Annotated in this window: 28 protein-coding genes; 12 read left to right on the top strand and 16 right to left on the bottom strand. The window is 72.7% G+C overall.

Features of this window, described 5'->3' with window-relative positions; translation table 11 throughout:
* Positions 1-34 precede the first annotated feature (34 nt).
* The 4 genes from LQ51_RS22905 (at position 35) to LQ51_RS22920 (ending at position 2,826) form a co-directional block, all read left to right on the top strand.
* Positions 35-859, top strand: a complete 825-nt coding sequence (locus LQ51_RS22905) for a hypothetical protein (RefSeq protein ID WP_197087882.1) — start codon at positions 35-37, stop codon at positions 857-859.
* A 40-nt stretch (positions 860-899) separates the two neighbouring features.
* A complete protein-coding gene (locus LQ51_RS22910; protein ID WP_156313202.1) occupies positions 900-1,322 on the top strand; it encodes a YkvA family protein in 423 nt (140 codons plus the stop codon).
* Positions 1,323-1,420: 98 nt separating this feature from the next.
* The gene (locus LQ51_RS22915; RefSeq protein WP_046569009.1) at positions 1,421-1,837 is read left to right on the top strand and encodes a pyridoxamine 5'-phosphate oxidase family protein; all 417 of its coding nucleotides are present in this window, start codon (positions 1,421-1,423) and stop codon (positions 1,835-1,837) included.
* A 365-nt stretch (positions 1,838-2,202) separates the two neighbouring features.
* Positions 2,203-2,826, top strand: a complete 624-nt coding sequence (locus LQ51_RS22920; RefSeq protein ID WP_046568961.1) for a C39 family peptidase — start codon at positions 2,203-2,205, stop codon at positions 2,824-2,826.
* 66 nt (positions 2,827-2,892) lie between these two features.
* On the opposite strand, the gene LQ51_RS22925 is transcribed toward LQ51_RS22920, so the two are convergent.
* On the bottom strand, positions 2,893-4,155 hold the full coding sequence (locus LQ51_RS22925) for an alkaline phosphatase (protein ID WP_082159597.1): 1,263 nt from the start codon (positions 4,153-4,155) through the stop codon (positions 2,893-2,895).
* Positions 4,156-4,303: 148 nt separating this feature from the next.
* Entirely contained in the window at positions 4,304-4,762 is a 459-nt protein-coding gene (locus tag LQ51_RS22930) for an Lrp/AsnC family transcriptional regulator (protein WP_046568963.1), read from the bottom strand.
* A 95-nt stretch (positions 4,763-4,857) separates the two neighbouring features.
* On the opposite strand from LQ51_RS22930, the gene LQ51_RS22935 reads away from it, so the two are divergent.
* On the top strand, positions 4,858-5,763 hold the full coding sequence (locus LQ51_RS22935) for an SMP-30/gluconolactonase/LRE family protein (protein ID WP_369799885.1): 906 nt from the start codon (positions 4,858-4,860) through the stop codon (positions 5,761-5,763).
* Here LQ51_RS22935 and LQ51_RS22940 read toward each other — a convergent pair whose 3' ends face one another.
* Positions 5,764-5,997, bottom strand: coding sequence for a ferredoxin (locus LQ51_RS22940; protein ID WP_046568965.1), 234 nt, complete (start codon positions 5,995-5,997; stop codon positions 5,764-5,766).
* A gap of 173 nt (positions 5,998-6,170) precedes the next feature.
* On the bottom strand, positions 6,171-6,353 hold the full coding sequence (locus LQ51_RS22945; protein WP_046568967.1) for an antitoxin: 183 nt from the start codon (positions 6,351-6,353) through the stop codon (positions 6,171-6,173).
* 386 nt (positions 6,354-6,739) lie between these two features.
* Here LQ51_RS22945 and LQ51_RS22950 point away from each other — a divergent pair, with 386 nt between their 5' ends.
* Positions 6,740-7,747 (top strand): AI-2E family transporter, encoded by a 1,008-nt coding sequence (locus LQ51_RS22950; RefSeq protein WP_231605840.1) that lies wholly within the window; start codon positions 6,740-6,742, stop codon positions 7,745-7,747.
* Positions 7,748-7,758: 11 nt separating this feature from the next.
* On the opposite strand, the gene LQ51_RS22955 is transcribed toward LQ51_RS22950, so the two are convergent.
* Positions 7,759-8,418, bottom strand: coding sequence for a dienelactone hydrolase family protein (locus LQ51_RS22955; protein ID WP_046568968.1), 660 nt, complete (start codon positions 8,416-8,418; stop codon positions 7,759-7,761).
* Positions 8,419-8,557: 139 nt separating this feature from the next.
* Between LQ51_RS22955 and LQ51_RS22960 the strand changes: the two genes are divergently transcribed.
* From LQ51_RS22960 to LQ51_RS22970, 3 genes are all read left to right on the top strand, one after another.
* Complete coding sequence (locus LQ51_RS22960; RefSeq protein WP_046568970.1) at positions 8,558-8,947, top strand: MerR family transcriptional regulator; 390 nt, start codon at positions 8,558-8,560, stop codon at positions 8,945-8,947.
* Positions 8,920-9,264, top strand: a complete 345-nt coding sequence (gene trxA, locus LQ51_RS22965; RefSeq protein ID WP_046568972.1) for a thioredoxin — start codon at positions 8,920-8,922, stop codon at positions 9,262-9,264. The genes LQ51_RS22960 and trxA overlap by 28 nt, the downstream gene beginning before the upstream one ends.
* Before the next feature lie 61 nt (positions 9,265-9,325).
* Positions 9,326-9,505, top strand: a complete 180-nt coding sequence (locus LQ51_RS22970; protein ID WP_046568975.1) for a hypothetical protein — start codon at positions 9,326-9,328, stop codon at positions 9,503-9,505.
* A gap of 122 nt (positions 9,506-9,627) precedes the next feature.
* Here the strand turns inward: LQ51_RS22970 and LQ51_RS22975 are convergent, their stop codons facing one another.
* From LQ51_RS22975 to LQ51_RS22985, 3 genes are read right to left on the bottom strand one after another with little or no spacing between them, the layout of a single operon-like run.
* A complete protein-coding gene (locus tag LQ51_RS22975) occupies positions 9,628-12,000 on the bottom strand; it encodes a glycoside hydrolase family 65 protein (protein WP_046568977.1) in 2,373 nt (790 codons plus the stop codon).
* Positions 11,997-12,746 (bottom strand): beta-phosphoglucomutase family hydrolase, encoded by a 750-nt coding sequence (locus LQ51_RS22980; protein WP_046568978.1) that lies wholly within the window; start codon positions 12,744-12,746, stop codon positions 11,997-11,999. The genes LQ51_RS22975 and LQ51_RS22980 overlap by 4 nt, the downstream gene beginning before the upstream one ends.
* 47 nt (positions 12,747-12,793) lie before the next feature.
* Positions 12,794-13,261: a DUF4442 domain-containing protein gene (locus LQ51_RS22985; RefSeq protein WP_046568980.1), complete on the bottom strand. Its 468-nt coding sequence runs from the start codon at positions 13,259-13,261 to the stop codon at positions 12,794-12,796.
* Positions 13,262-13,520: 259 nt separating this feature from the next.
* Here LQ51_RS22985 and LQ51_RS22990 point away from each other — a divergent pair, with 259 nt between their 5' ends.
* Positions 13,521-14,699 carry a Fic family protein gene (locus tag LQ51_RS22990; protein ID WP_046568982.1) on the top strand — a complete coding sequence of 393 codons (1,179 nt, stop codon included), beginning with the start codon at positions 13,521-13,523 and terminating at the stop codon, positions 14,697-14,699.
* A 108-nt stretch (positions 14,700-14,807) separates the two neighbouring features.
* Here the strand turns inward: LQ51_RS22990 and LQ51_RS22995 are convergent, their stop codons facing one another.
* Both LQ51_RS22995 and LQ51_RS23000 read right to left on the bottom strand, forming a co-directional pair.
* The gene (locus tag LQ51_RS22995; RefSeq protein ID WP_046568984.1) at positions 14,808-14,996 is read right to left on the bottom strand and encodes a DUF397 domain-containing protein; all 189 of its coding nucleotides are present in this window, start codon (positions 14,994-14,996) and stop codon (positions 14,808-14,810) included.
* On the bottom strand, positions 14,987-15,787 hold the full coding sequence (locus LQ51_RS23000; RefSeq protein WP_046569018.1) for a helix-turn-helix domain-containing protein: 801 nt from the start codon (positions 15,785-15,787) through the stop codon (positions 14,987-14,989). The genes LQ51_RS22995 and LQ51_RS23000 overlap by 10 nt, the downstream gene beginning before the upstream one ends.
* Before the next feature lie 241 nt (positions 15,788-16,028).
* Here LQ51_RS23000 and LQ51_RS34070 point away from each other — a divergent pair, with 241 nt between their 5' ends.
* Complete coding sequence (locus tag LQ51_RS34070) at positions 16,029-16,175, top strand: hypothetical protein (protein WP_231605841.1); 147 nt, start codon at positions 16,029-16,031, stop codon at positions 16,173-16,175.
* A complete protein-coding gene (locus tag LQ51_RS23010) occupies positions 16,172-16,504 on the top strand; it encodes a hypothetical protein (protein ID WP_046569022.1) in 333 nt (110 codons plus the stop codon). Before LQ51_RS34070 ends, LQ51_RS23010 begins: the two co-directional genes overlap by 4 nt.
* Before the next feature lie 10 nt (positions 16,505-16,514).
* On the opposite strand, the gene LQ51_RS23015 is transcribed toward LQ51_RS23010, so the two are convergent.
* From LQ51_RS23015 to LQ51_RS23040, 6 genes are all read right to left on the bottom strand, one after another.
* The gene (locus tag LQ51_RS23015) at positions 16,515-17,822 is read right to left on the bottom strand and encodes an ABC transporter ATP-binding protein (protein ID WP_046568990.1); all 1,308 of its coding nucleotides are present in this window, start codon (positions 17,820-17,822) and stop codon (positions 16,515-16,517) included.
* A gap of 157 nt (positions 17,823-17,979) precedes the next feature.
* Complete coding sequence (locus tag LQ51_RS23020; RefSeq protein WP_046568992.1) at positions 17,980-20,172, bottom strand: bifunctional glycosyltransferase/CDP-glycerol:glycerophosphate glycerophosphotransferase; 2,193 nt, start codon at positions 20,170-20,172, stop codon at positions 17,980-17,982.
* A 16-nt stretch (positions 20,173-20,188) separates the two neighbouring features.
* Positions 20,189-22,207 carry a DUF5941 domain-containing protein gene (locus LQ51_RS23025; RefSeq protein WP_046568994.1) on the bottom strand — a complete coding sequence of 673 codons (2,019 nt, stop codon included), beginning with the start codon at positions 22,205-22,207 and terminating at the stop codon, positions 20,189-20,191.
* The gene (locus LQ51_RS23030) at positions 22,204-22,947 is read right to left on the bottom strand and encodes an ABC transporter ATP-binding protein (RefSeq protein ID WP_046568995.1); all 744 of its coding nucleotides are present in this window, start codon (positions 22,945-22,947) and stop codon (positions 22,204-22,206) included. The genes LQ51_RS23025 and LQ51_RS23030 overlap by 4 nt, the downstream gene beginning before the upstream one ends.
* Before the next feature lies 1 nt (position 22,948).
* A complete protein-coding gene (locus tag LQ51_RS23035; RefSeq protein ID WP_046568997.1) occupies positions 22,949-23,776 on the bottom strand; it encodes an ABC transporter permease in 828 nt (275 codons plus the stop codon).
* Between the two features lie 64 nt (positions 23,777-23,840).
* Positions 23,841-25,211 carry an L-serine ammonia-lyase gene (locus LQ51_RS23040; protein WP_046568999.1) on the bottom strand — a complete coding sequence of 457 codons (1,371 nt, stop codon included), beginning with the start codon at positions 25,209-25,211 and terminating at the stop codon, positions 23,841-23,843.
* Positions 25,212-25,421: the final 210 nt, after the last annotated feature.

The following is a 25,421-nucleotide window of genomic DNA, read 5'->3' on the forward strand; positions in this document are numbered from 1 at the left end:
CGCCCGTCGACCGGGCCCCGACCGTGACTTCCGAATGTCCCACCTTGAGGTGCTCGTGATGCAGACCGTCTTCTCCACCGTCCTGCCCGACGTCCCCCGGGCCGCCCTGATCTGGCTGGCCCTGATCGCGGTGCCGGCGATCGCGATCGCCGCTCTGATCATCCGGCCCGGCCGGCTCCGTCCGGTGTTCGCCGGGCGGATCAGCGAGGCGGCCATGCCGAGCAGCCTGGAACTGGCCGAGGAGGCCCGCGAGCGGGCCCGGTACGCCCAGGAGGTGGAGGTCGCGGCGGCCCGGGCGGCGGCGACGGCCGAGCGGCGGCGCGCCGAGTGGCTGGCCGCCCAGGAGGAGGTGGACGAGGCGTGGCGCGCGTACGAGGCGGCGGAGGAGGACGTCCACCGGCTGGCCGCCGCCGCCGCGCTGCCGTTGCCACGGACGGCACAGACCCCGGCCGAGTACGCCGACCGGGAGCGCTGGCTGCACCGGGCGGCGCTGGACGCGCAGTGGCGCAAGGAGATCACCGTCGAGCAGTTGAGCGACATCCTCGGCCACCGCGGCTGGGACCCGCGCCGGCACCCGGTGGAGCAGGAGCTGCTGCTGCGCCGGCTGGTCCGGGACAACCTCCACGCCCGGCAGCAGACCGCCCGGGCGCGGGAGCAGGCCGCCTGGCGGGACGCCGAGCTCGCCGCGGCCGCCGCGCGCAGCCTGCGCGAGGAGGCGTACGCGGCGACCCGCCCGGCCGTCCAGCCGCGGTCCGCGCTCTCCCTCGCCGACCTGACCGGCCCGGAGACCACCCGGGAGCTGCCCGTACGCGACCCGGCGCCGGCCGCCCGGGGTCGGGCGGCGGTGCCCGCGTACTGATCGTCGAGCGCCACTGGCCGGGCTCGGCTAGCGTGACCCCGTGTCCCGCGAGACGTGGCTCCTGGTGGTGCTCGCCGGCCTGGTCGCCCTGGCGACGCTGGTCGGCGCGGTGCTGCTCGCCGTCCGGGTGGTCCGCACCCGCCGGTTGCTCGGCGCCCTGGGCGCCGGCGGCAAGGTCGCCTTCTACGGCGCGCTGATCTACACGATCCTTCCGGTCGACCTGCTCCCCGACCCGATCTACCTGGACGACATGGGTGTGCTGGCCGGTGCCCTGTTCTATCTGGGGCGACTGGCCGCCCGACACCGGGCCGCGCAACGAGCACTGCCGGGCCAGGCCGCGCACCGCGGACTGCCGGATGCCACCGCGCAACGCGGCGGGCGGGGTCAGGCGGCGCACCGCGGCGGGGCGGACCGGCCGGGGTTCCCCACACCGCCCGATCCCCCACGCCGCCCCGTGTCATGATCTGCCCCGGGCCGGCGACCGGCCCGGCGCGGCCCACCCGGCCGCCGGCGACGGAGATCGGCGCGGCCCACTCGGCCGCCGGCGACGGGGGACGGGACATGGCGGGCGACCACCGGCTGGAGCCGCACGACGCGCGGGTCGCGGCATTCTTCCGGGACCGGCACCTCGCCACGCTGACCACGCTGCGCCGCGACGGCACCCCGCACGTGGTTCCGGTGGGCGTCACCTTCGACGCGGACGCCGCCCTGGCCCGGGTCATCACCTCCGGCACCTCGGCCAAGGCCCGGCACGTCGCGGCGGCCGGGCCGGCGGGCGCCCCGGTCGCGGTCTGCCAGGTGGACGGCCGCTGGTGGCTGACCGTCGAGGGGCGGGCGGTGCTGCGCCGCGACCCGGAGTCGGTGGCCGAGGCCGAGCGCCGGTACGCGGAGCGCTACCGCCAGCCGCGTCCCAACCCGCAGCGGGTGGTCATCGAGATCGCCGTGACCCGCCTGATCGGCAGCCTTCCCGCCGACTGACCGGCCCGACCCGCCAGCGGGTGCCGCCCGCGTCAAGACGACGACCCGGAGGCGGGTGGTGCGCGAGCTGAGCGCGCAGCCTTGCCTTGATCGACTCGGGATACCGCATGTTGTGCTTTCCCGACCCGGGGAAGGCCCCACATGTCGCAACCCGCGCGACAACCACCCAGATCGACCCGACCACGCCTGCCCGGTGTCGGGCCGGCTGATGCCGTCTGTCCGGTTCGGCGGTGAGCGCCGCCACCTGCGGAATCAGGGGCAGCCGGAGGCCGTTGCACTTCCCGAACGACCGCCGAGCGCCACTCCCGGTGCTCCGTCCGGCGGAGATCCCGTGCGGACGGCAACCCCCGAATGGAGCCTCGACCGTGATCGCAATTGTCCGGAAGTGTCTGCTCTCCGCCGCCTGCCTCGCCGCCTCCGGTGGGGTGATCGCGGGCCCGGCCGTGGCCGCGCACGCCGCCGCCCCCGCCAGCGTGGTCAAGGGCAAGGGCGAGCGCAGCGCCGGCTACGAGTACCAGGCCCAGCCGAACTTCTACTACTGCGGCCCGGCGTCGACCCGGATCGCCCTGTCGGCCGAGGGCAAGGAGATCAGCCAGGACGAGCTGGCCGCCAAGCTCGGCACCACCGAGAGCGGCACCGACTCGGCCATCGACGTGACCCGGGTGCTCAACGAGTACACCGGTGGCAAGTACAAGACCACCGAGATCCGGGACGACGTGGCCACCCGCGAGCAGGTGGAGCGGCTGCGCGCGGACATCAAGGCCGCCGTGGACGCCGACCGGCCGGTGGTCGCCAACATCCTGGGCGGCGCGCTGGACATCGACGGTGTCGAGCACAGCTACCCCGGCCACTACCTGACGGTGGTGGAGTACAAGAACGACGGCAACACGGTGCTGATCGCCGACCCGGCCAGCCCGAACGAGCCGACGTACTGGATGGACGTCACCCAGCTGGCGAACTGGATCGCCGGCCGCGGCTACAGCTCCTGACCCGGCGACGACAAGGGCCGGCCTCCCCCACGGGAGGCCGGCCCTTCGGTGTACGCCGGGTCGGGCTCAGCGGGTCAGGATCTGCGCCAGCACGTCGTGCACGCGGGTGTTGGGGTGCTTGCCGCTGAACTGCTCGGCGAGCGGGCCGTACGCGGTGACCGGCACGTCGGCGCCGGTGTGCCCGCTGGTGGTCCAGTCCAGGTTGAAGCTGAGGCTGCTGCCCTTGATCGGGAAGGGCCCGTCCTCGGCGGAGATGCCGTCGCCGGACTCGTCGGAGGTGCCGGTGTCCTCGACGGTCAGGCCGCCGCACTCGTGGTCACCGGTCACCACCACCAGGGTGTCCGGGTGGCTGGCCGCGTAGTTGCGGGCCACGGCGACGGCCTTCTCCAGCTCGCCGAGGGCCTGAAGCATCCGGGTGCCGTTGTTCTCGTGGGCGAACTCGTCAATGCCCTCCTCCTCGACGAAGAGGAAGAAGCCCTTCTTGTTCGTGGACAGGGCCGACAGCGCCTTCTCGGTCATGGTGGCCAGGCTGGCCGGCGGGTGGTAGAGGTCGCCCTCGCCCTCGACGCGCTGCTGGAACAGCTCCTCGTTGCCGAAGAGCCCGAGCAGCTTGCCACCCTTGGCGGCCTGGAGCTGGGCGGCGGTGGAGACGTACTGGTATCCCTTGGCCTTGGCCTCGGTGATCAGGTTGCCCTTGGTGCCCTTGCTGGCCTCGCTCGGGTCCTCGGCCGGCTGGTCCGGGTATGCGCCCGGTACGCCGGCGGGCAGCCACCAGTCCTCGCCCCCGCCGAGGATCACGTCCGGCCGGGTCACCTCCAGGTACTGCCGGGCGATCTCGTCCTGGGCGGAACGGTTGGCCGTGTTGGCGAAGAAGGCCGCCGGGCTGGCGTCGGTGACCTGCGCGGTGGTGACCAGGCCGGTCGCCTTGCCGGCCGCCTTGGCCTGGGCGCCCAGGGTGGGCAGCGGGTTGCGGTCCACGTCGACGCTGATCGCGCCGTTGTACGTCTTCTCGCCGGTGGCCCAGGCGGTCGCCGCGGCGGCCGAGTCGGTGATCGGCGTGGACGGGTCGTGCGGGCTGGTGGTGAGCTGGCCGGAGTAGGGCAGCTTGTCCATGGCGAGCTGGCCGTCGAGGCCGGCCAGGTAGAGGCGGGCCGCCTCGCGGTGGGCGGCGGACATGCCGTCGCCGTTGATGAAGATGACGTTGCGCGCCTTGCCCTTGGCCGGGCCGGCGTCGGCCGCGGTGATCGGGTTGGCGAGGCTCAGTCCGGCGGCGGCGACGGCGCCGGCGACGACCGGGGCGAGCAGCCGGCGGCGGGAACGGAAGGTCACGGGGGTCCTCCTGGCGGATGGAACGCTTGGCGGCCATCACGCAACCGCAGTCATCGGCCTAATGCCTGACCTGCGGGTTAACGGAGGACGGCGGCTGCTCGGACTCTTGTCGCCCGGGGCAACCGGCGCCGGCACCCGACGCGCGCTGTCATGGGCCTGGCGGGAACGGGTCGATGGGTCGCTCGAAGAAGCTCTCCAGCACCACCACGGTCTGCGTGCCCGTGACGCCCTCCACCTGGAACAGGCGCCGCAGGCTGGCCTGGAGCTGTTCGGGCGTGCCGACCCGGATCTTCACCAGTAACGAGGCGGGCCCCGCGATGACGTGCGCCTCCTCCACCTCGGGGAGCGCGGCCAGCGCTTCGCGGGTGGGGGCGTCGCCCATCCAGGCGTTCGCCTCCACGAGCACGAACGCCAGCACGGCCCGGCCGACGGCGGTCGGGTCCACGTCCACCGTGGTCCGTCGGATCACGCCCTGCTGGCGCAGCTTGCGTACCCGGTCGTGGACGGCGCCGGTGGAGAGCCCGACCGTCCCGGCCAGCGTGGCGTACGACTGGGTGGCGTCGGTTTGCAGTGCGGCGAGCAGCGTCCGGTCAACCTCGTCCACCACGCCAACTCCTGTTCGCCTGATCATCCAGAAGGCCGATTCTGATTCGCTCATGTTAGCGTGCTGGTGAACCTGATTCACAAGACGTGGAGGTCATGGTGGTGGACCGGTTCCGGACCCGGTTCGAGGTGCGCGACGAACGGTTCCGCCGGGTGAACGGCGACGAGTGGACCGAGTGCCTCTGGACCGGCGGCCGCTGGCTGGAGGGGCCCGCGTGGTTCCCCGCCGGGCGGTACCTGGTCTTCAGCGACATCCCCAACGACCGGCTGCTGCGCTGGGACGAGACCACCGGCGCGGTCGGGGTGTTCCGCCAGCCGGCCGGCTACTCCAACGGGCACACCGTTGACCGGCGAGGGCGGCTGGTGAGCTGCGAGCAGGGTGGGCGGCGGGTCACCCGCACCGAGCCGGACGGCACCGACACGGTGCTGGCCGAACGCTGGCGCGGCATGCGGCTGAACAGCCCGAACGACGTGGTCGAGCGCTCCGACGGGTCGATCTGGTTCACCGATCCCAGCTACGGCATCGACAGCGACTACGAGGGGCACCGGGCCGAGAGCGAGATCGGCGGCAATCACGTCTACCGGGTCGACCCGCACGACGGCGCCGTCCACCTCGTCGCCGACGACTTCGGGCAGCCCAACGGCCTGGCGTTCAGCCCTGACGAGTCCCAGCTCTACGTGGTCGACACGCGGGCCAGACACCTACGGCGGTTCCAGGTCACCGACGGCGGCACGCTGCGTGGCGGGGAGGTCTTCGCGAGCTGCGACGCCGGCTCGTTCGACGGGGTACGCCTCGACGACGCCGGGCGGATCTGGGCCGCCGCGCACGACGGGCTGCACTGCTTCGACCCGGACGGCACCCTGCTGGGCAAGCTGCACCTGCCCGAGGTCGTCGCCAACTTCACCTTCGGCGGGCCGAAGCGCAACCAGCTCTACATCTGCGCCTCCAGCTCGCTGTTCAGCCTGCGGGTGAACGTCAACGGCGTGCGCTGTCCCGGCTGGTGATCACTCCTCCGGCGCGATTCGCTGCGCACCCGCCACATCGGACACGATGATCGCCTCCAGCGGGCAGGAGTCCGCCGCGTCGAGCACCGCCTCGGCGGCCGGGATCCGCTCCACCCGCGGCCGGGACAGCCCGTCGACCAGCACGAAGTGGTCAGGGGCGACGCCCGCGCAGATCCCGGACCCGATGCACCGGGTCGGGTCGATGTACAGCCGCCACTCGGTCCCCTCGCTCACCGGCTTGCCTCCATTCGCGCGGACACCGGACGAGCGACCCCGCCCGCCTTGACAATGAGTCATGCACCGACTGCGCATAGTAGTGAAATTCCTCGATGAGGGCCAGCGGGTGGTACCCGGACACGGCACTCCCGGGCCGTCCGGCGGGGACGACCCGGGAGCGGTGAGCGCGGTCAGCGGTCGGTGTCGCCCTGTCCCGTCCGCTGCTGCGCCATGTCGACGCCCTTGTCGATCTGCTGGTCGTACTTGCCCTCGGTGCGCTTGTCGGCCGCCTCGCCGGCCTTGTCGATGCCCTGGTCGACCTGCTTGTCGTGCTGGTCGGCGAAGTCCTTGGCCTTGTCCATGAAGTCGCTCATGTCGGGTCTCCTCTCGGTGCCTTCCTGCCTTCCCTGGCGGGGTGGGCACAAACGCCGTCCGCCCGGATGTCACCCGGGTGTCGGAATCCCGGCCGTCGGGTACGTCACGGCACGGTCGTGGACGGTCGGCGCGCCCGCCGAGCCGCCGGACGGCCAAGGTCGAGGAAGGGGCCGACGTGGAGGATGAGCGCGGGCGCGGGCCCGAGGCGACGGAGCGCGCCGGGACGGCGGCCGGACACTCGGCCGCGCCGCACCGGGAACCCGGCCCGGCGGCAGGACACTCGGCCGCGCCGCACCGGGAAACCGGCCGGGCGGCAGGACCTCACCAGCCGGCGTCGGGACCACGCCAGGCGTGGGCCGGTCTGCCCTGGCCGGTACGGACGGCCGTGACGTGGAGCGCCTGCCTGGTGGTGGTGATCACCGGCCTCTGGCTGCTCGGCAAGATCGCAGTGCTGCTGGCGCCGCTGGCCGTGGCGCTGGCCGGCACGCTCTTCCTCGCCGCGCTGCTCGACCCCGTCCTGCTCCGGCTGCGCCGACTCCGGGTGCCGGACGCCCTGGCGGCGCTGCTCAGCATCCTGCTGCTGCTCGGCGTGCTGGTGGGGGTCGGTGTCCTGGTGTGGAACCTGACCGCGAGCCAGTTCGGGGAGCTGAGCCAGCAGCTCGACCAGGGGTTGGAGCGCAGCCGTGACTTCGTCACCTCCAGCCTGCCGGTGACGGACGAGCAGCTCGACCGGTTGGTCCGGCAGGTCCGCGAAGGAGTGAGCGGCAGCGCCCCCGACCCGGTCGCCGGGGCGCGCACCGCCGCCGAGGTCGCGGGCTCGCTCCTGCTCGGTCTGGTGCTGCTCTTCTTCCTGCTCAAGGATGGCCGGGCGATGTGGGGCTGGGTGCTGCGCCGGATGGCCGGGCCGCGTCGGGAACTGACCGCCGAGGCGGGCGGCGCCGGCTGGCGGACGCTCGGCGCGTACAGCCGGGGCACGATGATCATCGCGGCGATCGACGCGCTCGGCATCGGCCTGGGGCTGGTGCTGCTGCGCGTGCCGCTGGCCCTGCCGCTCGCCCTGATCACCTTCGTGGGCGGGTTCGTGCCGATCATCGGCGCCACGGTGGCCGGGGCGATCGCCGTGCTGGTCGCCCTCGCCGCCAACGGCCCGACCACCGCGCTGCTCACCCTGGCCCTGGTGATTGCCGTCCAGCAGGTCGAGGGCAACCTGCTGGAGCCGCTGGTGATGAAGCGGCAGGTGCAGCTCCACCCGGCGGTCATCCTGGTCGTGGTCACCGCCGGCACCCTGATCGCCGGCATCGCCGGGGCCTTCGTCTCGGTGCCGATCGCCGCGGTCACCTGGCGCGTCCTCGACACCGTCCAACGCCACCGGGCCGCCACGGCGCCCGGCTGACCCGGCCGGGATCAGGCGGGGTGCGGCTGCCGGAGGTGGGTGCTGAACCAGGCGCCAGCCTGCTCGGCCACCTGGTCGAGGGTGCCGGGCTCCTCGAACAGGTGGGTGGCGCCGGGCACGACGCGCAGCTCCGCCACCTCCCCCAACTGGTCCCGGGCCTGCTCGTTGAGCACGATCACCTGCTCGTCCAGGCCGCCGACCAGCAGCAACGTCGGGGCCCGCACCGCGGCCAGCGAACTGCCCGCCAGGTCCGGACGGCCGCCCCGGGACACCACGGCACCGACCCGCTCCGGCCGGGCCGCCGCCGCGACCAGGGCGGCGGCCGCGCCGGTGCTGGCGCCGAACAGCCCGATCGGCAGCCGCCCCAACGTCGCGTCGGCGGCCATCCAGTCGACGATCGCCGCGAGCCGCTCGGCCAGCAGCCCGATGTCGAAGCGCAGCTCGGCGGTGACCTCGTCCCGGGCGTCCTCCTCCGGGGTCAGCAGATCCACCAGCACGGTGCCCAGCGAGCGGTCGTTGAGCTGGTGCGCCACGGCCACGTTGCGCGGGCTGTGCCGCGAGCTGCCGCTGCCGTGTGCGAAGAGCACCACGCCCACCGCCCCGGGCGGCACGATCACGTCGGCCGGCAGCCCACCGTCGACCACCGGCACGGTCACCTCGTACCCCGACATGCCCTCACCTCCCCACCCGCCGCATACCCCCGGCGACCCCGCACTCACCCAGCCGGTGCCAGGAGCGTCCACCGCGGGGTTGCGTTGACGCCGGTGGCAAGGTTTAGCGTCGGATGGGCGAGGTGAGCTGGGAGGCGGCATGCGGATCGGGGAGCTGGCGCAACGAGCCGGGACCAGCGCCCGGACGCTGCGCTACTACGAGTCCCACGGGCTGGTACGGCCGGGCCGCTCGGCCAACGGCTACCGGGTCTACGACGAGGCGGAGCTGCGCGTCGTGCACGAGATCCGGGCACTGCTGGCGGTCGGCTTCGGGCTGGACGACATCCGCCCGTTCGTGGCCTGCCTACGCGCCGGCAACAGCTCCGGCGACGTGTGCCCCGACTCGGTGGCGGTGCTGCGGCGCAAGCTGGCCGAGGTGGACGACTACCTCGACCGGCTCGGCGCGGTCCGCCGGCAGCTGCACGATCAGCTCGCCCGCGCCATCGCCCATCGGGAGGAAACATGCCTCAGGACACGCAGGCGCGACTGACCCCGGTCACCGACGCCACCTTCGCCGCCACCGTGCTGGCCGCCGACCGGCCCGTGGTGGTCGACTTCTGGGCGGAGTGGTGCCCGCCCTGCCGCGCCGTCTCGACCCACCTGGCCGAGCTGGCGGAGGAGTTCGGTGACCGGCTGCGCGTCGTCACCCTCAACACGGACGAGAACCCCGAGACCACCCGCACGTACCAGGTGATGTCGATGCCGACACTGCTGACGTTCCGGGACGGACAGGTGGTCGGCTCGATCGTCGGGTCCCGGCCCAAGAACCACCTGCGGCTGAGCTTCGCCCGGCACCTGGACGGTTGAGCGGCCGGGGATCGGGAAGGCGCGGGGTGACCACGGACCCCGACGGATCGCGAGGATCGTCATGGCGAAACAGGACAGGTCCCGGGAGCAGGAGCTCGCCGAGCAGAAGCGCCGCGAAGAGGAGTTGAAGGGCTCGTCGGAGTGGGCGGACCGCGCCTCGCTGGCGCGCACCGCCGACGACCCGAAGGCGGCGGCGCCGCGGGACGCCGGGGGCCGGCCGTCCAACGGCCGCCAGTTCTGACGTACGCCTGCGCCGCCCCGGACCGCGACGGCGCGGTTCGGGGCGGCTCAGCTCAGGTGCGGTGCCGGCGCGGCCGGGTGGCTCAGATCCGGTGCTGCGGCGACCCGGCCCGGGGTGGCTCCTCAGCTCAGGTTCTCCGGCAGGTGCATCAGGGGTGACCGGCCCGGTGGCTGCTCCGGTGGCGGCCCGGTCGGTGGCGCCGGCGGCACCGGCACGGTGACCGGCTGGGCGGCGGTGACCCGGACCGGCTCGCCGTGGTGGCGCAGGGTCAGCACGGTGTCCGCTCCCCCGTTGCGCAGCGAGTACGTGGTCTGGTGCGGCCGCACGTCCACCCGCAGTCGCATCCCCCGCCACTGCAGCGCGAACTCCAGCCGGCTGAGGCGGCTGGAGAGCCGGGGCGAGAAGGAGAGCGTCCCGTCGTGGTCGCGCAGGCCGCCGAAGCCCGCCACCAGCGCCAGCCAGGTGCCGGCCAGCGAGGCCATGTGCACCCCGTCGCGGGTGTTCTCGCTCAGGTCGTGCAGGTCCATCAGGGCGGCCTCGCGCAGGTAGCGGTGGGCCAGTTCGGGGTGGCCGACCTCGACCGCCATCACCGCCTGGGTGCAGGCGCTCAACGAGGAGTCCCGCACGGTGCGCCGCTCGTAGTAGTTGAAGTTGCGGACCTTCTCCTCGTCGCTGAACGCGTCCCCCCGCCAGTGCATGGCCAGCACCAGGTCCGCCTGCTTGACCACCTGCTTGCGGTAGAGGTCGAAGTACGGGTAGTGCAGCAGCAGCGGGTACTTCTCCGGCGGGGTGTGCTCGAAGTCCCACTCCTGCAACCGGGTGAAGCCCTCCACCTGCCCGTGCACCTGGGCCTCCGGGTCGTACGGGAGGTGCATGGAGTGCGCGGCGTCCCGCCAGGCGGCCGCCTCCTCCTCGCTGACGCCCAGGTCGAGGGCCTGGTCGCGGTGGCGCATCGCGCAGTCGGCGGCGGTGAGCAGGTTCCGCTGCGCCATCAGGTTGGTGTAGACGTTGTCGTTCTTGACCGCGGTGTACTCGTCGGGGCCGGTCACCCCGTCGATGTGGAACCGACCGCTGCGGTCGTGGTGGCCGAGCGAACGCCAGAGCCGGGCGGTCTCGACGAGCAGCTCCAGCCCGATCTCCTCCTCCAGCGCCTGGTCGCCGGTGGCGAGCACGTAGCGGCGCAGCGCGTCGGCCACGTCGGCGGCGATGTGGAAGGCGGCCGTCCCGGCCGGCCAGTACGCCGACGACTCCGGCCCTTCGATGGTGCGCCACGGGAAGGCGGCCCCGTGCAGGTTCAACGTCCGGGCCCGCTCCTGGGCCTGGGCGAGCGTCGAGTAGCGCCAGTGCAGCGCGTCCCGGACCGCGCCCGGCTGGGTGTAGGTGAGCACCGGCAGCACGAACATCTCGGTGTCCCAGAACGCGTGCCCGTCGTACCCGGGACCGGTGAGGCCCTTGGCGGCGATCGGCCGGCGTTCGGCCCGCGCCCCGGCCTGGAGCACGTGGTAGAGGCCGAACCGGACCGCCTGCTGCACCTCCGGGTCGCCCTCGACCCGCACGTCGGCGGCGTCCCAGAACGTGTCCAGGTATTCCCGCTGCTCGCGGCGCAGCCCGTCCCAGCCGTCCAGCCGGGCCGCGGCCAGCGCCGCCCCGACCTGGTCGCGCAGCGCGGGCAACGACCGCCGGCTGGACCAGCCGTACGTCAGGTACTTCACCACCCGCAGCTTCTGGCCGGGCTTGAGCACGCAGCCGATGGTGGTCCGCACCCAGTCCTCGTAGCCCTCTGACTCCATGGTGGTGCGTTCCGGGGCGTCCACGTCGTGCGCCATCTGGGCGGCGACCCGCAGCCCGCTGACCTTGGTGCGGTGGATGAGCAGGCCGCCGTCGTCGGTGGTCAGCTGCTCCTCGGCCTGCAACGGTGACTCGAGCACGGCGGCCACCCGGGGGTCGCGGCTCTGCGGCGGCAGGGCCTCGTTGGCCACCAGCTCGGACTGGAGGATCAGCCGCAGCGGCCCCTCCAGCGCCTCCACCTCGTAGTGGATCGCGGCGACCGCCCGCTGGGTGAACGACACCAGCCGGGTGGTGCGGACCTTGACGTCCCGGCCGGCCGGTGACCGCCAGTGCAACTCCCGGTGCAGGGTGCCGGCGCGCAGGTCGAGGACCCGCTCGTGGGACAGCAGCTCGCCGTACCGGACGTCGAGCGGCTCGTCGTCGACCAGCAGCCGGATCAGCTTGCCGTTGGTGACGTTGACGACGGTCTGCCCGGACTCCGGGAAGCCGAAGCCGGCCTCGGCGTACGGCAGCGGCCGCAGCTCGTAGAAGGAGTTGAGGTAGGTGCCGGGCAGGCCGTGCGGCTCGCCCTCGTCGAGGTTGCCGCGCAGCCCGAAGTGCCCGTTGGAGAGGGCGAAGACCGACTCGGACTGGGCCAGCACGTCCATGTCGAGCCTTGTCTCCCGGACGTGCCACGGTTCGACGGGATAGGCCCGTTCGCGGATCACCGGGCCGGCTCCGTCATCAGCTCGGCGAGGTCGGTGACCACCACGTCGGCGCCGTGCGCGCGCAGCTCGTCGGCCTGGCCGACCCGGTCGACGCCGACCACGTAGCCGAAGCCGCCGGCCCGGCCGGCGGCCACCCCGGCGAGGGCGTCCTCGAAGACCGCGGCCTGCCGGGGCGCCACGCCGAGCAGTTGCGCGCCGGCCAGGAAGGTGTCGGGGTGCGGCTTGCCGCGCAGCCCGCGCTCGCGGGCCACCACGCCGTCCACCCGGGCCTCGAGCAGCCGGTCCAGCCCGGCGGCGGCGACCACCGCGGCGCAGTTGGCGCTGGCCGAGACGACCGCCCGGCGCAGCCCGCTGGCGGCGGCCGCCTCCAGGTAGCGCACCGACCCCGGGTAGACCTCGACGCCGCCGTCGGCGATGCGCTTGAGCAGGATGGCGTTCTTCCGGTTGCCCACCCCGTTGACGGTGTCCGCCTCGGGCGGGTCGTCGGGGGAGCCCTCGGGCAGGGTGATCCCCCGCGAGGCGAGGAAGGAGCGTACGCCGTCGGCTCTTGGTTTTCCGTCCACGTACCGGTTGTAGTCCGGGCCCGGGTCGAACGGGCGGAACGGCTCGCCGGTGGCGGCCGACCGTTGCTTCAGGAAGGCGTCGAAGGTCTGGGTCCAGGCCGCGTTGTGCACCTTGGCGGTCTGGGTCAGGACGCCGTCCAGGTCGAAGAGGCAGGCGGTCACGTGAGCGGGTAGGCCCAGCATTGCCTGAATCTATCCACCAGCCCCGCTGGGCAAACCCCATTCGGCCGTCAGCGGTTCGGGCGCAGCGTCCAGACGACGGTGAGCGCCGAGGTGACGGTGCCGTCCTCGGTGCCGATCTCCACCTCGACCGGGAACTCGGGCCGCTGCCCGGCGTCCAGCTCGGCGAGCACGTCGGCGGGGGCACGGCCCAGCCGGGCGGTGGCCCGCACCGGCCCGACGGCGACCTTCTGGTAGCGGATGGTGGCGGTCACCGCCAGCGGCACCGCCCGGTCGAGCACGGTGCCGAAGGCGGCGAGCACCACCGCCCCGGAGGCGGTCTCCCCGAGCGTGAACACGGCGCCGGCGTGCGGGCCGCCGACGTGGTTGTGGTGGGCCGGGTCGTCGGGCAGGCGGACGACGGCGCGTACCCCGCCCTCGGCCTCGGGCGCGACCTCGACGAATTCGATTCCGAGCGTGCGGGCGAACGGCACGGCCTCCAGCAGACCGGCCGCGACCTGGCGAGAGTCCACGGTCATGCCCGAACGCTACTCGCCAGTAACCTAACCGGCAAGGGTGCGTCCGGGTCCGGGGATGGTGCGGCGACCAGCGCCGACGGCGGCTCCGCCTCGCCGGTACGCGCGGACCGCGCCCTGACGCCGCCGGCGGGACGACCCCGCCGCCGGCGCGGGACGACGGCAAGGCACCGAGTCACGACGGCTCATTGTCTCTTACCAAGTGACATCAGAGCCAACGACGGCTAGCCTTGTCTCTTATTAAGAGACATTGAGACGTGAGATGATCTACGCCACCCCAGAGCTCAATGATCGTGACGAGACCGTGCTGGCCGAGGTGCACGACATGCGCCGCACGCTCGCCGATGTCCTGCGCACTCCTCGCCGGTGGACCGGCGGCCTCCGACGCACGATGTTGGCCCGTGCGATTCTCGGCTCCAACAGCATCGAGGGCTACGTGGTCGCCGAGGACGACGCCGCCGCCGCGCTCGACGGCGAGGAGCCGCTGAGCGCCGACGACCGGACCTTCGCCGAGATCCGGGGCTATCGGCAGGCCCTGGGATACGTGCTCCAAACCGCCGGGGATCCGCACTTCCGCTTCGAGACGTCCGTGATCCGCAGCATGCACTACATGATGCTCTCGCACGATCTGGGCAAGAGCCCGGGGCAATATCGCAAGGGCCCCATCTACGTGCACGACGAGCGGACCGATGAGCGCGTGTACGAGGGCGCGGACGCGGAACACGTGCCTCACCTCATGGAGGAACTGACCGAAGATCTACGGTCCGACATCACCACCTCCCCGCTCGTCAAAGCTGCCATGGCGCATCTGAACCTGGTGATGATCCACCCGTTCCGCGACGGCAACGGGCGGATGGCGCGCGCACTTCAGACGCTGGTGCTCTCCCGCCGTGCGATCGTTGAGCCGGCCTTCTCCAGCATCGAGGAATGGCTGGGCAGCAACACCGAGGACTACTACCGGGTGCTGGCGGCTACTGGACGTGGCCGTTGGAACCCCGAAGGTTCGGCGCACCTCTGGGTGTCGTTCAACCTGCGCGCCCACCACATGCAGGCGCAGACCGTCGCTCGCCGCTTCGAGGAGGCGTCCGGCATCTGGTCGGAGTTGGACGCGATCGTTGCCGACAAAAGACTGCCCGAGCGGGTGACCGACCTGCTCTACGAGGCAGTTCTGGGCTATCGCATCCGTCGTTCCGGGTACGTCAAACTCGCCGGCGTCGAGGACCGGACCGCATCCCGGGATCTGGCCAACCTTGTCGAGCAGGGCCTGCTGGAAGCACGCGGTGAGCGGCGGGGACGGCACTACGTCGCCGGCCCCACGCTGGTGGCGGTGCGGGAACGGGTCCGCGCGCAGCGCAAGCCGATCAGGGATCCCTATCCGGCCATGCCGGTCGTTCTCGCGACCGAGGCTGCCAGGACGACCGGGCCAGGTGACCGACCGTAAGCCTTGCTCGACCACTCGCCACGATCCGCCCGACCGAGCACGCCGACATCGTCGTGCACAACGACGAGCCCCGACGGCCGGTCTGGGCGACGCGAGCAGACTGACGCCTCAGGTGCGCTTGGTGTGCGCCACGAAGGCCGCCCAACTCGACGGTGTGAACGTCAGCACCGGCCCCTGCCGGTCCTTGCTGTCCCGCACCCCCACCACGCCGGGCACATTGTCCGCCACCTCGACGCAGTCCCCGCCATTGCCGCTGCTACGGGTGCTCTTGCGCCAGATCGCCCCGGTCAACTCCATCGCTTCGCCGCCTCCGAGATCGCCGCCAGGGTCGCCCCGTGCGGCATCGCCTCCGCACGGACGGACTCCCAGGTCTGCCGCAGCGAGTTTACGTCGGCCGTTCGCTCCACGACTGTGCCGTGCAGCTGGTTGTCCAGGTAGCCCAGGTCGTCGCCGTCCGGCGGGGTGGCAAGCACGAACGCGCCGTTGAGCCCGGGATAGGCACCGACCGTCTCCGGCACCAGGTGCAGGTGCACCCGGGGTCGCCGGCCCATCTCGACCAGGTGCGTCAACTGTTCCCGCATCACCTTCGGCCCACCGACCGGGCGGCTAAGCACAGAGTGGTCGAGCACCACCACGAGCTGCGGTGGCGTAGGGCCGTCCAGCACCGCCTGCCGGGCAAGCCGGGCGGCCACCTGCTGTTCGATCGCCTCGCCGACGAACTGCGCGGCTCCCTCGTAGAGCGCGCGGGCATACCCCTCGGTCTGTAACAGACCGGGGACCACAAGCGGTTGGAAGCTGCGCAGCGCCATCGCCTCCTGCTCGATGCTCACCCACTCGCGGAACCACGGCAGGAGCGCCTCCTGCATCAGCGCGTCCCGGATGCGGATGAGCAGGCCGCCGCCGTTCAGCACCTCGTCGCAGCGCTCGGTGAACTCGGCGCGCGGCGCGCGGCGGCACTGCTCGACCGCCGCCACCAGCGAGGCTGAATAGCTCACCCGCTCGCCGAGCGCCTCCTGGGTCAACCCCGCATCGGTACGCAGCCGGCGCAGCTCACCGGCGAAGAGTTCCCACAACGGCACACGGATCATCTGCACACCTCTGCACACGGCTGCACACGGAAGTCGGCCGGTCGGACGGCCGGGAAGGTGGGGGCGGAACGCCTTCCGACCCTAGCGGCGCGGTGACGAAACTGTCACGCAGTGGAGCCGAACTCATCCGGTTCCCGTTGCCGAGAGGAGTTACGCCGTGCGACTGCGCTGGTTTCGCTGCCGAGGTGCGTCGGCAGCGACACTGCCCCAACGGGTCCGGGGCGACAACCTGCCGGAGTGGATGCGGCAGCCGACCCGCCCGCTGCCGACCATGGACCCCGGTCGGGTCGGCAACCTCACCCCCGCGCAGCAGTGGCGGGCCAACGGCGGTCGCTGGTCCGTCCCGCAGCAGCGCCCGGGAAGCGGCCACCACGAGGAGTGCCCGTGATCAGTCACCAGCTCGGGCAGCCGCCGGACGGGCCGGCGGCGGACCGCCCCCGCGCGTACCCGTTGCAGGCCACCCCGCACACGCCGCTGCGTCCGATGTGGTGCTGCCGGGCCTGCGGCCGGCCGTGGCCGTGCCCGATGGCCCGCCTGCTGCTCCGCAGCGAATACGAGGACAACCGGATCGGCTTGTCGATCTACCTCTGTGGGCTGCTCTACGAGGCGACGCGCGACCTCTACCGGCTCAACCCGGACGACGCGCCCGCCCCCGCCGACCTGTTCGCCCGCTTCGTCGGCTGGGGCCCGTACCGCCGCCCGCCCAGCCCAGGATGAGACGGGCAGATCACCGCCAGCCGACGTCGATCCGGTCACCCCGCTCGTCGAAGAAGTGCAGCGCATCCATCCGGATCTGCACGGAGAGCGGGTGGCCCGCCGACACCGCCGGATACGGGGCGAGCCGGACGGCCAGCTCCGCCGGGCGGCGGTGGTGCCGGCCGGGGTCGGGCAGCACGCTGGTCCGGTTCCCGCCGCCGATCGGGGCGGCGACCTCCGGCGCCTCGGCGGCCCGGCCGGTGAGGCGCTGCATGACCTGACCGAACCGGCGCAGGCCGCGCTGGCCGGGCAGGTTGTTCTCCACCGGGGTGCCCATCTCGTCCACCACGATGGCCGTGGCGCCGATGTCGAGGAAGGCCAGCGACTCGTGGCCGTGATGCTCCAGGTAGCGGATCCGGCCCTGGAGTACGTCACCCGGGGTGTCCGGGGCGACCGGGGTGAGCGCCTCGGCCCGCATGCCGACCACGATCCGCTCGCCGTGGTAGTGCGCGACCGCCCGGCTCCGGATGTCGTCCCAGGGCAGGTAGAGCGACTGCTCCCCGAGGTTCAGCGCGATGTACCGGTCGAGGTGGACGTAGACCGAGGCCTCCAACAGGTTCATCCGGGGGCTGCCGAGGAACGCGGCGACGTACAGGGTCGCCGGCCGGCCGTACACCTGGGTGGGGGTGCCGACGTCCTGGAGCACGCCCTTGCGCATGATGGCGACCCGGTCGGCCATGGTCAGCGCCTCGGCCTGGTCGTGGGTGACGTAGATGGTGGTGACGCCCAGCTCGCGGGTGAGGCCGGAGATCTCGGCGCGCAGCTCGGCGCGGAGACCGCTGTCCAGGTTGGAGAGCGGCTCGTCCATCAGGAACAGTCCGGGCCGGCGTACTATCGCCCGGCCCATGGCCACCCGCTGCCGCTGGCCGCCGGAGAGCTGGCTGGGCTTGCGGCCGAGCACGTCGCCGATGCCGAGCGCGCTCGCCACGTCGTGGATCCGCTCCCCGCGCGGGTTCGGTTCGATGCCGGCGAGCCGCAGCGGAAAGCCGATGTTGTCGCCGACCGTCATGTGCGGGTACAGCGCGAAGTCCTGGAAGACCATGGCGATCCGCCGGTCCCGTGGCGGGAGGTCGTTGGCGACCTCACCGTCGAGCATCACCGCTCCGGTGGTGGGGTCCTCCAACCCGGCCACCATTCGCAACACGGTGGACTTGCCGCAACCCGAAGGGCCCAGCAGCACCATGAACTCGCCGTCATTGACGTCCAGATTGATGGTGTCGACCGCGACCGTTCCGTCCTGGAAGACCTTGGTGACATCCTTGAGCGCGACGGTGGTCACCGTCTCCTCCCCAGTGCTCGGCTGAACCCGGAGATGACTGTGACCAGGATCATCGGATCAGCACATCGGGTAAACGTTCCATGTTCCCCCCGTGACAGACCGATTACAGGGAATCGGTCTGTACCGATGAGTAAGGTGACCGGTCGGTAACCTCCGTTCAGGCGAGCTCGCCGAGGAAGACCCGCCGGACCACCCGCTCCGCCGCGTGACCGTCGTCCAGCGCGCAGAACCGGACCCGGAACCGCTCCCGGGCCGCCTCGGCCGCCGGGCCGCGTACCGCGCCGGAGCGGAAGACGTCGAGCAGGGCCGGGAAGTCCAGGGCCACCGCCCCGGGCGGCTCGGCCAGCAGGTCGAAGTAGACCCCCCGGGCCACCCGGTAGGCGTCCCAGTCCGGGGCGTACACCACGATCGGCCGGTCCAGCACGGCGTAGTCGAACATCGCCGACGAATAGTCCGTGACCAGCACGTCGGCCGCGAGGTAGAGGTCCTCCACCGAGTCGTGACCGCTCACGTCGAGCACCCCGCCGGCCGCCGCCGGGCCACGAGGCCGCCGGTCCCGGTCGTGGAAGTAGTGGCTGCGCATCAACAGCCGGCCGGACGGGCCGAGCGCGTCCAGCATCCGGTCCGGATCGAACGGCGGCCGCCAGCCGGGCAGGTGCTCCCGGTGCGTCGGGGCGTAGAGCACCACGTACTCGTCGGGGCCGAGGCCCAGCTCCGCGCGGACCTGGCGGCACTCCTGCGGGGTGGCCAGGGCGAGCCGGTCGTTGCGGGGGTAGCCCACCTCCAGGGAGGTGTACCCGGCCGGGTACGCCCGCTCCCACATCTGGGTGGAGAAGCTGTTCGCGCTGACGCTGTAGTCCCAGCGGTCCACCCGGTGCAGCAGCTTCCCGAAGTTCATCCCCATCGCGCCGACCGGATACCGCTGCTGGTCCAGCCCCATCACCTTGACCGGGGTGCCGTGGTGGGTCTGCAGGTGCACCGAACCGGGCCGCTTGCGCACGAAGTCCGGGAAGTTGACGTTGTTGACCAGCCACCGGGCCCGGGCCAGCACCCGGTAGTAGCCCGGGCTGCCGGCCACCACGTACTCCACGCCCGGCGGCAGGCTGGCCACCCGGTCCCGCCGCACGATCCACACCCCGCGCACCTGCGGCGCGAGCCGGCGGGCCGCCGCGTAGATCGCGGCCGGGTTGCAGGAGTACCCCCGGTACCAGTACGCGGCGTAGACGGCCAGGCTCGGGTCCAGCGGCCGGTGCAGTTCGGCCCGGTAGTACTCGCGCAGCGCCGCGTCACGGGCCCGGCGGGCGGCCCGCCGCGCCTTCGGCAGCACCCGGCGCCGGGCCCGGCGGGCCACCCGCGCGGCCGTCTCGGCCACCTGGTTGGCGTCGCGGAGCGCGCTGAACGTCCGCCACCGCCCGGCCGCCACCAGCCGGTGCTTCAGCCCTTCCACGCCGGCCGGCACCGGATATCCCCCGGGCGGCCGGAACCGGACGTGGTCGGCGTGGATCTGGGCGAAGAACGCCGGCCGCAGCCCGGCGGCGATCCGTTCGCCGTTGCCCAGCACCGTCAGGTAGTGCCAGATCATCCGCTCGAAGACGGCCGGGCGCAGCGGGGCGACCGCCGGCCCCCACCGGTCCATCAGCCGGAACACCCGGTGCCACTGGGCGAAGACCTCGAAGTGCCGGTCGCCCCGGGTCCGGGTGATCGCCCCGGTACGGCGCTGCCGGTAGTTGACACAGACCCGGTCGAGCACCCCGATCCGGTCGGCCGCCATCAGCGCCGGATAGCTGAACGAGACGTCCTCGTACCAGCCCGGTGCGAAGCGCAGCCCGCGGTCGAGGAGGAACTCCCGGCGCAGGACCCGGTTCCAGGCGGTGTGCAGCAGCCGGACCGCCTCCGGCCGGTCCCGCAGCCGGAACGTCTCCTCGCCCACCGGTTCGGGGAAGACGTCGCGCAGCGCGCTGCGGGTGCCGGTGTTGTTCCAGTGGGCCCGGACGTGGTCGACGATCAGCACGTCCGGGCGGGTCGCCACCAGCCGGTCGGCGACGTGCGGCAGGCAGCCGGGGACCAGCCAGTCGTCCCCGTCGACGAACCAGACGTACTCGCCGACGGCCCGGTCCAGCCCGATGTTGCGGGCCGGACCGAGGCCGGCGTTCTCGGCGAGGCGGACCGGGCGGACCCGGGGGTCGCGGTCCGCGTACTCGAGCAGGATCTCGCCGCTGCCGTCCGGCGAGGCGTCGTCGATGCCGATCACCTCGAGGTCGCGGTAGGGCTGCTCCAGGATCGAGTCCAGGCACTCCCGCAGGTAGCCCTGCACCCGGTAGGCCGGTACGACGAAGCTGAGCAGAGTCATCCCGGCCGGCCCTCCGTCAGCCCGGCAAGCGCTCACCCCCGCGCACCGGGGCCGGCGTCCGGCGGGCGCGGGCCGGCAGGACCACCCAGGCGAGGGCCACGCTCGCGACAAAAACCACGAGAAGGTACGCACCGAGTGTAGCCAGAGCAATGCTCACGATTCCGGCGTTTGCCGCAGCGGCCAGCAGGATGGAACGCCCCTCCCAGCCCAGCGAGGCGGCGTGCAGCGGCGGCGCGGCCTGCCGCTTCTCCAACCGGGCGGTCAGATCGTAGTGGTGCAGGGTCAACACGAAGACGTACCCGAAGATCAGCCAGGCCGGCGCGCCGCCGAGCACCCCGACGGCGATCGCGAACAGGTACTCCCCGGCCCGCAGGACGGCGGGAACCAGCCAGTCCAGCGGCCCGTCCGGCGTGACCCGCACGCCCAGCGCGGCCAGCAGCCAGACCAGCACGGCCACCCCCACCAGCCAGCGGGGCGTGTCCGCGCCCCACCGCCAGGCGAGCAGCAGCAACGCCAGCGGCGCCAACGCCGGCAGCACGGTCAGCCACAGCACGCCCACCCCCGGGCGGGCGGCGCGCAGCAGGACGCGGGTCAGGCCCGCGGGCAGGACCGCCGCGAACCGCCGCACCAGCGGCCCGTCGTCCCGGTGCAGGGCCACGTCGACCGTGGTCAGCACCGGCACCTTCATCCACCAGGCGCGCAGGGTCCGCAACGCCCCGGTGTACGCGAACGCCAGCGTGCCCCAGACCAGCACCGCACAGAGCGCCACCAGCGGGCCGAAGAACGCGGCGGCCAGCGCGATCAGCGCCCACCGCTCACCGATCGGGAAGACCACCGTCCGCTTCAGCCAGTACGACACCGAGCCGGTGTCCGCCTGCACCTTCGTCGAGGCCGCGTTCAGCTTCCCGCCGATGCCGTCGGACTCTCCCGCCACCGGGCGCGGTCGCCGGGCCGCCTCGTCGTGCAGCACGCCGTACCAGGCGTCGGTCATGTGCCGCACGGTCTGCAGGGTCATCGCCGCGATCGCCAGCGCCCAGCCGTAGCGGAAGCCGGCGTGCGTGGCGCCGTAGCCGAGGCCGGCGTAGACGACGTACTCCTTGGCCCGGTCCGCCATGGTGTCCAGCCAGCCACCCCAGGCGCTGAAGTGCCGGGTGTAGCGGGCCACCTGCCCGTCCACGCAGTCCAGCACGAAGCCCAGGTAGAGCAGGATCCCGCCGGCGACCAGGGCGGGTCGCCCACCGGCCGCGAAGAGCAGCGCGGCGGCCACCGCGAAGGCCACCGAGAACATGGTCACCACGGTCGGGCTCAACCGCAGCCGGGCGGCGGCCTTCGTCACGTACGGGGACCAGGTGCTGACGAAGAAGGTGGTGAAGAAGTCGTCCCGTTCCTTCACCGACAGGCGCAGCTCCGCCCGGTCCTCGTCGACCCCGGCCACCGCCGCCCCGGCCGCCCGCAGCTCCGCCTCCGTGCCGACCCGGTGCGCCACGAGCAGGCGTACCCGGTGGGCGAAGGTCAGCGTGCCGGCGGCCGCGAGTGCGGCGAAGAGCCGGTCCACGGTGCCGCCCTCACCCGCCGCCGTGCCGGCGGCGGCCGCTGCCGTGCCGCCCTCGCCCGCCGTCCTGCCGGCCGCCGCCGCCAGGGCCGGCAGGTCCTGGGGCCCCACCCTGAGCGCGCCACCGAACACGCCGGTCGCCGCCGGTTCGTCGACGCCCACGACCTGGCCACGTTCCTCCCGGACCGTGGCCTGCCCGGGCGCCGGCGGGTCGGTCAGCACCAGGGCCACCGTCGGGCCGACCGGGCTGGTGGCCAGGTGCCGGAGTACGGCCGTGTGCGCGACCAGGTCGGCCCCGCTGACCAGCACCGGGCCGGTGGCGCCGGTGACCAGCGCGGCCAGCTCGGACAGGTCGGTGACCACCCGGACGTCGGCGGCCCCGGCGTCCCGCCACTGCCCGGCGAGCCGGTCGGCCAGGCGCTCCCCGGCGTCGGTGGTCAGGCCCGCCGCGGCCCCCGCGGCGAGCACGATCGCGAGCGTCACCGCTTGGCCCGGCCGGCGTACGCCCGCAGCGCCTCGTCGATGGTCCCGTCGACGGTCAACCGTCCCGCGTCGAGGTAGAGCCCCCGACGACAGAACCGGGTAAGGTCCTTTTCGTTGTGTGACACCAGCACCAGCGTGCGCCCTTCCGCGAGGAGTCGCTCGATGGTCGCATAGCACTTCGCGCGGAACTCCGCGTCCCCGACCGCGGTCACCTCGTCCATCAGTAGGATCGGGTGGGGCAGTTGGGCGATCACCGCGAAACCCAGCCGCACCTTCATGCCGGAGGAGTAGTGCCGGACCGAGGTGTCGATGGAGCGTTCGATCTGCTCCCCGGCGAACCCGACGATCTCGTCGAAGTGCCGCCGCAGGTAGCCGGCGGAGAGGCCGTGCAGGCCGCCGACCAGGTAAAGGTTCTCCCGGCCGGTGAGGTCGTTGGAGAAGCCGGCGGAGAGTTCCAGCAGCGGGGCCACGTCGCCGCGGACCCGGATCCGGCCCTCGTCGGGGATCAGCACACCGGCGATCAGCCGCAGCAGCGTGCTCTTGCCGGTGCCGTTGCGCCCGATCACCCCCACCGTCTCACCCGGCTCGATCCGGAACGACACGTCCCGTAGCGGCCAGAAGTCGCCCGCCCCGCCGTCCCGCGCGCCCCGGCGGATCAGCAGCTCACGCAACCGCAGCTGGCGGCGCCGGTTGCGGACGAACCGGATGCCGAGCCCGTCCGCCTCGATGATCGCCGCCACGTCAGAGTTCCTTCAGCACGGCCGGTTCCAGCCGGCGGAACGACCACCAGCCGAGCGCCAGCACGAGCAGGCTGCCCAGCACGGTCACCGCGAGCAGCCGGGCGTCCGGGAACTCGTCCGGGTACCAGATCGCGTGGTGCAGCTGGAAGATGCCGACCAGCGGGTTCAGCTCGTACCCGAACTTGACCCAGGCCGGCATGCCGGAGTCCCGGACCAGGGCGAACGGGTAGATGATCGGGGTGGCGTAGAAGAGCAGCCGGATGATCAGCCGCATGAACCGCTCGATGTCCCGCATCAGCACGTTGGCCGCGGAGAGCAGCAGCGCCACCCCCACCAGCAGGACGAACTGCACCGCGACGGCCAGCGGCAGGGCCAGCAGCGACCAGCCGGGGTGGACCTCGCCGTGCGCCGCGTAGACCGCCGCGATGGCGATCAGGATGGGCAGGCCGGCGAGGTACTCGGCGAACCGGCCCGCGACCCGGCCGATCGGAAAGACCTGGCGGGGCACGTTCATCGTGGTGATCAGCCGGGCCTGCCCGGTCAGCGCGTTGGTCGCCTCGGTCAGCGCCGAGCTGGCCCACATCCAGGCGAAGATGCCGGTGGTCAGGAACAGCGGGTACGACCCGGCCGCGTCACCCAGGTGCCGGCGGGTGGCGCCGGAGTAGAGCACGCCGAAGACGAACCAGTAGATCAGGCCCATGCCGAGCGGCTCGATCAGCGACCAGAGGTAGCCCAGCACGGACTGCTGGTACTTCACCGCGAGGTCCCGCCGGACCAGGATGCGCAACGAGTGGCGGGCCGACCAGAGCGCGGCGACTCCTGTCGTCACCGTCCCATCCTCGCCGCCGGCACCCGGCGCCGGCGCTGGTACCCGCCGCGTCACCCCTTCGGGTTCAGCACTCGATCACGTTGACCGCGAGCCCGCCCCGCGCCGTCTCCTTGTACTTGACCTTCATGTCCGCGCCGGTCTCCCGCATGGTCTTGATGACCTTGTCCAGCGACACGTGGTGCACCCCGTCGCCGCGCAGCGCCAACCGGGCCGCGGTGATCGCCTTGATGCTGGCCACCGCGTTCCGCTCGATGCACGGGATCTGCACCAGGCCGCCGACCGGGTCGCAGGTGAGCCCCAGGTTGTGTTCCATGCCGATCTCGGCCGCGTTCTCCACCTGCTCGGGGGTGCCGCCCAGCGCCTCGGCCAGCCCGGCGGCGGCCATCGAGCAGGCCGAGCCGACCTCGCCCTGACAGCCCACCTCGGCCCCGGAGATCGAGGCGTTCTCCTTGAACAGCACGCCGATGGCGCCGGCGGCCAGCAGGAACCGGACCACCCCCTCCTCGGAGGCGTCCGGCACGAAGCGGGTGTAGTAGTGCAGCACGGCCGGAATGATCCCGGCTGCGCCGTTCGTCGGGGCGGTCACCACCCGGCCGCCGGCCGCGTTCTCCTCGTTGACCGCGAGGGCGAACAGGGTGACCCAGTCCATCGCGCGCAGCGGGTCGCTGGCGTTCGCCTCGGCCGCCAGGCTCCGGCCCAGTTCGGCGGCCCGACGGCGAACCTTGAGCCCGCCGGGCAGCACGCCGTCGCGCTCACAGCCGCGCGCCACGCATTCCCGCATCACCCGCCAGATCTCCAGCAGCCCGGCCCGGACGTCGGCCTCGCTGCGCCAGGAGAGTTCGTTGGCGAGCATCACCTCGCTGATCGGCAGCCCGGTCTCGGCGGTGACCCGGAGCAGGTCCGCGCCGGTGAGGAACGGGTACCGGACCCGGGTGGCGTCCGGCTTGATCCGGTCGGCCCCGGCGGCCGCCTCGTCCACCACGAACCCGCCGCCCACCGAGTAGTAGGTCCGGGCCCGGACCTCATTCCCGGCCGCGTCCAGCGCCACGAAAGTCATCCCGTTCGGGTGGTACGGCAGCGAGCGGCGCCGGTGCAGCACCAGATCCCGGTCCGGGTCGAAGTCGATCTCCTGGACGCCGAGCAGGCCGAGCCGTCGCTCGGCCCGGATCCGCTGCACCCGGGGCCCGACGGTGTCCGTGTCGACGGTCTCCGGGGCCTCCCCCTCCAGCCCGAGCAGCACCGCCCGGTCGCTGCCGTGCCCGTGACCGGTGGCGCCGAGCGAACCGAAGAGTTCGGCCCGTACGCCCGCCACGTCGGCGAGCAACCCGTCGGCCTTGAGCCCGGTCACGAAGGTCCGGGCGGCCCGCATCGGCCCTACTGTGTGCGAGCTGGACGGCCCGATGCCGACGCTGAAGAGGTCGAAAACACTGATCATGGCTGCACTTCCTCGCCGCCGCGCCCGTCGTGCGGGCGCGGACCGAGTGGTGCCGCCCCGGGGCCGGGACGGCGGACGGGTCCCGGGTTGCGGGTGCCCGACCGGCGAGCCTACCCGCCCAGGTCAGTACCGGTACCAACGCCGCCTCGCGCACCCGTCTCTCTCTCCAACCCCCCGTCTCCCCCGTCTCCCCGTCCCCCGGTTCCCCGT

Origin of the sequence: Micromonospora sp. HK10 (assembly GCF_000982955.1) — a bacterium.
In the GTDB taxonomy this organism is placed as follows: domain Bacteria; phylum Actinomycetota; class Actinomycetes; order Mycobacteriales; family Micromonosporaceae; genus Micromonospora.